5 protein-coding genes are annotated in these 5,561 nt (G+C 46.7%); all 5 read right to left on the minus strand.

Annotation, left to right across the window (positions count from 1 at the left end; translation table 11 throughout):
* Positions 1-261 precede the first annotated feature (261 nt).
* Genes AB4496_RS10320 through AB4496_RS10340 form a run of 5 tightly spaced genes read right to left on the minus strand, consistent with a single transcriptional unit; the run spans position 262 to position 5,435 of the window.
* The gene (locus AB4496_RS10320) at positions 262-678 is read right to left on the minus strand and encodes a hypothetical protein (protein WP_009846728.1); all 417 of its coding nucleotides are present in this window, start codon (positions 676-678) and stop codon (positions 262-264) included.
* Positions 662-1,735: a formate dehydrogenase subunit gamma gene (locus AB4496_RS10325; protein ID WP_009846729.1), complete on the minus strand. Its 1,074-nt coding sequence runs from the start codon at positions 1,733-1,735 to the stop codon at positions 662-664. The genes AB4496_RS10320 and AB4496_RS10325 overlap by 17 nt, the downstream gene beginning before the upstream one ends.
* A gap of 13 nt (positions 1,736-1,748) precedes the next feature.
* Positions 1,749-2,357 (minus strand): formate dehydrogenase FDH3 subunit beta, encoded by a 609-nt coding sequence (gene fdh3B / locus AB4496_RS10330; RefSeq protein ID WP_004733723.1) that lies wholly within the window; start codon positions 2,355-2,357, stop codon positions 1,749-1,751.
* Positions 2,358-2,368: 11 nt separating this feature from the next.
* Positions 2,369-5,224, minus strand: coding sequence for a formate dehydrogenase subunit alpha (locus AB4496_RS10335; RefSeq protein ID WP_009846730.1), 2,856 nt, complete (start codon positions 5,222-5,224; stop codon positions 2,369-2,371).
* A 10-nt stretch (positions 5,225-5,234) separates the two neighbouring features.
* Positions 5,235-5,435, minus strand: coding sequence for a twin-arginine translocation signal domain-containing protein (locus AB4496_RS10340; RefSeq protein ID WP_004733728.1), 201 nt, complete (start codon positions 5,433-5,435; stop codon positions 5,235-5,237).
* Positions 5,436-5,561: the final 126 nt, after the last annotated feature.

The following is a 5,561-nucleotide window of genomic DNA, read 5'->3' on the forward strand; positions in this document are numbered from 1 at the left end:
TCTTTGTGGTTAATTTCTTAGGTGCACTTTATTGGTTCTCAGAGAGAGAAAACATTCGATAACTGATTGCACCAATTGTGGGAATTGCACCATATTGATGCGGTCAATATAAGGCATTAGATCAGTTACCTAGCGCCCAAACGACAAAAAGCCCAGTGAAATGAATCACAGGGCTTTTAAGGTCTTTCGCTGATTACAGTTAACTCATCGCAAAGGAGCTATTATCGAGTTTGTTAACCCGAACGGCTTACATATAAACGCTTAAAGGTTTGGACCTGTTGTCGGGTTTTGCGGTAGGTTTTGACTTAAACGCTGCATGCCTTGATACATACGAATAAACCACACCACAATCGCCACACCACCAAATACCATGCCCACATATGGAATGTAGTAAGCGATGTCATCGATAATATGGTTTTGATACCAGTAATCGTTCACACCGATCAACACGCCGTTAGAGGTCGCTACCGTAACGATAAGCACAACAAAAAACGTCAGGTTCAAGAAGAACGAGCGAATCAAGCCGTAGTAATGGGTATCCACTACTTCGCCGTCTTCGCCTTTATCTAAACGATAGCCCGCGTAGATAATGGCAATCACACCAGAGAGAAGACAAGTAAATGGTGTAAAGCAGCTTAGGATGTAAGCAACCCAAATACCCTTATGAGGTTTGTTCATTCTTATTCACCCCTTCCATTTTCTCTGTTGCTACGTTAGCGCTTTGTTCAACGCCGTTTTTCTCTTGTTCCATCACTTCTTTGTACCAAAGGTCATGGTGTTCTTTAGCCCAGGTTTCATCGACTTCGCCTGTTACCATACCTTCTAGTGCGCCTTCCATACCGAACAAGCCAATATAGATGTGGAACACAAAACCACAGATAAGGATCAGAGCAGCAAGCATGTGAACTAAGTTCGAAAGCTCCATATCACGTCGTGTTTGGCCAAAGATTGGGAAATCTAACACCAAGCCACTGATCGCTGCGACACTACCCATAATGATAAGCAGCCAAAATAGCGCTTTTTCACCCGCGTTCGAAAACTCTGCCGATGGATGAGAACCTTTGTGTTTCCCTACCATGCCGCCTAGTTTGATGAACCACTGAATATCGACCATTTTGAAGATCGACTTGCGCCACCACTTGATAAGAACAGCCATCAATAGCACATAGAAAATCGGGCCGATGTAGTTGTGGTATTGCTTCGCCAATAGAACGATAAAGCCCCAAAGGTCAGTTGGAATATACGGCTTCAAAAAGTGCTTGCCGTAAACCAACATCAAACCACTGAACGCGAGCGTTAAGAAAGTAAACGCCATGCTCCAGTGCAGTGCGCGGTCCAGTCGCGACCAACGTTTGATCTTACGGCCCGTTCTTGGTGCACTCAGCATTAATGGGCCAATCACAACGTACATTAAAGTAACGAAAGCAATACTGCCAAAGATAGCGACGGCACCGGCTGGCGACATCCACTTCTCTTTCAATATGTACCACGTTTGCCCGGGCGTACTGATTAACATACCGTGCTCAGCCGATTGAGATGTGGTGTAACCTTCTTCACCGTTTCTTACTTGTCGCCAAAAATCAGCGCCAGCAAGTTGTGTGATTTCTCTTTCAGCAGAGCTCGATTGAGTTTGTGATGAGTTTGTCTCAGATGCATGACTCAAAGGAGACAGCATTGTTAGTGCTGCCAACATTGGCAGCACAACAAGAAAGAGACGCTTAAACATTGTAAGCATATGTCTCTCCTAACTAGCTCTTCATCGCATCGTAAGAAAGGTCATTGCCGTCTGTCCAGCCTGCACCCTTCGCACCACGCTCAACAACACGCTGACGGAATACATCAGAGACTTTCTCTGCATCACCCGCTAGCAGTGCTTTGGTTGAACATAAAGAAGCACACATTGGTAGCTTGCCTTCAGCAATACGGTTCGCACCGTACTTCTGACGTTCTTCCACAGAACCTGGCTCTGTTTCTGGACCGCCAGCACAGAAGGTACATTTGTCCATTTTACCGCGCTCACCAAAGGCTTCCTGTTTAGGAAATTGAGGTGCGCCAAACGGACAAGCAAACAAGCAGTAACCACAACCGATACACAGATCTTTATTGTGAAGTACGATGCCGTCTTCTGTATGTTCAAAACAGTCTGCTGGGCAAACTGCCATACAAGGGGCATCAGTACAGTGCATACATGCGACTGAGATAGAGTTTTCACCCGGTTCGCCATCGTTCAATGTGACAACGCGGCGACGTTGAATACCCCATTCCAGAGCATCATCATTTTCATTCTTACATGCAGTGACACAACCGTTACATTCGATACAACGTTTGGTGTCACAAAGAAATTTCATTCTAGCCATTTTAAGACTCCTTACGCTTTACGAATATTACAAAGGGTTACTTTCGTTTCCTGCATCAACGTGACAGGGTCGTAACCATATGTGGTTGCTGTATTGGCAGCTTCGCCAATAACGTAAGGATCAGAGCCTTCTGGGTATTTAGAACGTAAGTCTTCACCTTCAAACTTACCACCGAAGTGGAACGGCAAGAACGCTAAACCCGGTTTAACACGACGAGTAACCATCGCTTTCACCTTGATGCGGCCTTTCTCAGCACCTTCAACCCAAACATCATCACCATCTTTAAAGCCAATGTCGTTTGCGTCTTTCGGGTTCACTTCAACAAACATCTCTTGTTGTAGTTCCGCTAGCCAAGGGTTAGAACGGGTTTCTTCACCACCACCTTCGTACTCAACCAGACGACCAGAAGTCAGAATGATTGGGTATTCAGCAGACTTGTCTTGGTCTTGAATTGATTTGTACAACGTAGGAACACGGAAGATTGCTTCCTTGTCATCCCATGTTGGGTAGTCTGCAACAAGATCACGACGTGGCGTGTAAAGTGGTTCACGGTGCAGTGGTACGCGGTCTGGGAATGTCCAAACAATCGCACGCGCTTTCGCATTACCAAACGGGATACAACCGTGTTTGATAGCCACACGCTGGATACCACCAGAAACGTCAGTCTTCCAGTTCTTACCTTCCGCTGAAGCTTTCTCTTCTGCGGTTAGATCGTCCCACCAACCCAGTTGTTTCAGCAGTTTGTCACTGAATTCTGGGTAACCGTCTTTGATTTCGCTGCCTTTTGAGTAGCTGTCTTCAGCCAATAGACTTTGACCTTCAAATTCGACGCCGAAACGAGTACGGAAGTTACCGCCGCCCTCAGCAACCGGTTTAGACGTATCGTAAAGGATATGCGTACCTGGGTGTTTCATCTCTGGGTTGCCCCAGCATGGCCAAGGAAGACCGTAAGTCTCGCCATTCGCTGGGCCGCCTTCTGCAGCAAGCGTTGTTTTGTGGAACGTGTGCCAGTTTTGTTGGTGTTCTTTCAAACGTTCTGGGCTTTGACCTGTATAGCCGATCGTCCACATACCTTTGTTGAATTCACGAGTGATGTCTTCAATCAATGGTTGGTTGTTCTCAACACGGATGTTTTTGAACAGTTGATCAGAGAAACCAAGCTTCTTAGAAAGAAGGTACATGATTTCGTGATCAGGCTTAGATTCGAACAGAGGATCAACAACCTTGTCGCGCCACTGTAGAGAACGGTTTGATGCCGTTACACTGCCGTAGGTTTCAAATTGAGTGGTTGCTGGAAGCAAGTAAACGCCATCTGTGCGATCGTTCATTACTGCTGCAACTGTTGGATATGGGTCAACGATAACCATCATATCCAGCTTCTGCATCGCCTTCTTCATCTCTGGACCACGAGTCTGAGAGTTCACCGCGTGACCCCAGTAGAACATCGCGCGGATGTTTTCGCGCTGACGGATCTTGTCTTTGTCTTCAAGTACGCCATCAACCCAACGAGATACAGGAATACCTGCACTGTTCATTGGTTTTTGACCGCCGTATGCGTTGTCGTCGAAACGTCCTTTCACCCAGTCAAAGTCGATGTCCCAAACTTTAGACCAGTGGCGCCAAGAACCTTCAGACAAGCCGTAGTAACCTGGAAGTGTGTCAGACAGTACGCCAAGGTCAGTTGCGCCTTGTACATTATCGTGACCACGGAAGATGTTTGCACCGCCGCCTGATTTACCGATGTTACCTAGTGCGAGCTCAAGTACACAGTAAGCTCGTGTATTGTTGTTACCCGTCGTGTGTTGAGTACCACCCATACACCAAACAATACAACCTGGACGGTTCTCAGAAAGCAGTTTTGCTGTGTGGTAAACGTCTTCTTCGCTTACGCCTGTCACGCGTTCAACTTCTGCTGGGCTCCACTTCGCGACTTCTTCACGGATCTCGTCCATGCCAAATACACGTTGGCGGATGAATTCTTTGTCTTCCCATTTATTAGCAAAGACATGCCATAGCACACCCCAGATAAACGCAACGTCTGATCCCGGGCGTAGAGAAACATAGTGATCAGATTTCGCAGCCGTACGCGTACGACGAGGGTCCGCAACAACGATCTTACAGTTGTTCTTCTCTTTCGCGATTAGGATGTGCTGCATTGCTACTGGGTGAGCTTCTGCAGGGTTTGAACCAATGAACAGCATTGATTTACAGTTGTGCATGTCATTGAACGAGTTTGTCATTGCACCGTAACCCCAAGTGTTCGCAACACCGGCTACTGTGGTTGAGTGACAAATACGTGCTTGGTGGTCAACGTTGTTTGTTCCCCACAAAGACGCCATCTTACGGAATGCATAAGCTTGCTCGTTACTGTGTTTTGCACTACCTAGGAAGTAAACCGAATCAGGGCCAGACTCTTTACGAAGTTCTAGCGCCTTGTTACCGATCTCTTCAATCGCTTGTTCCCAAGAAAGCTTCTTCCACTTACCGCCTTCCAATTTCATTGGGTACTTAAGACGACGTTCACCGTGGCCGTGCTCACGCAGTGCTGCACCTTTCGCGCAGTGTCCACCAGCATTAAATGGGTGATCGAATGCAGGTTCTTGACCTGTCCATACGCCATTTTGAACTTCAGCGTAGATACCACAACCCACAGAACAGTGAGAACAGATAGTGCGTTTCACTTCTGTTTTCGCTTCTGGGTCGACTGATTTAGCTTGCGCCTTTTTCATCATGCCTGGAGCGAATAGACTTGCGCCTACTACCGCGCCACCAGCTGCTAATGAGGTGTTTTTCATGAAGGCACGTCGAGACACACCCAGTTGATTGGTTTCTTTGCTCACACTATCGGAGCGTTTGACAAGTTTCATCCGTTATCTCCTAAAGTGTGTCGTAGTAATCGCGAATGTGTTGCGTTTCACGATAGCCCGTCTTCTTCATGTCTTCTTTCGGCATTTCAACCGTTTCTGAAGCAGTTGCCACTTTCGTTGTACCAGCGACAACGGCACCAGCAACGGCTGCAGTCGTTAAGCCTTTGAGTAAGTCCCTACGGCTTGTGTTTATTTCTTTATTATCTTTCATCATTGCTTCCTTACCTTGCGGTAGATCTTTTTGGAGGCTTAATGCCCCTCTATCGATATAATCGCGTACTGCTCGATTACTCGTAATCAGTGACGTTTTTCACATCAATCTTTAATTTATGTTTAC

Origin of the sequence: Vibrio sp. 10N.222.46.A1 (assembly GCF_041473595.1) — a bacterium.
GTDB lineage: Bacteria > Pseudomonadota > Gammaproteobacteria > Enterobacterales > Vibrionaceae > Vibrio > Vibrio tasmaniensis_A.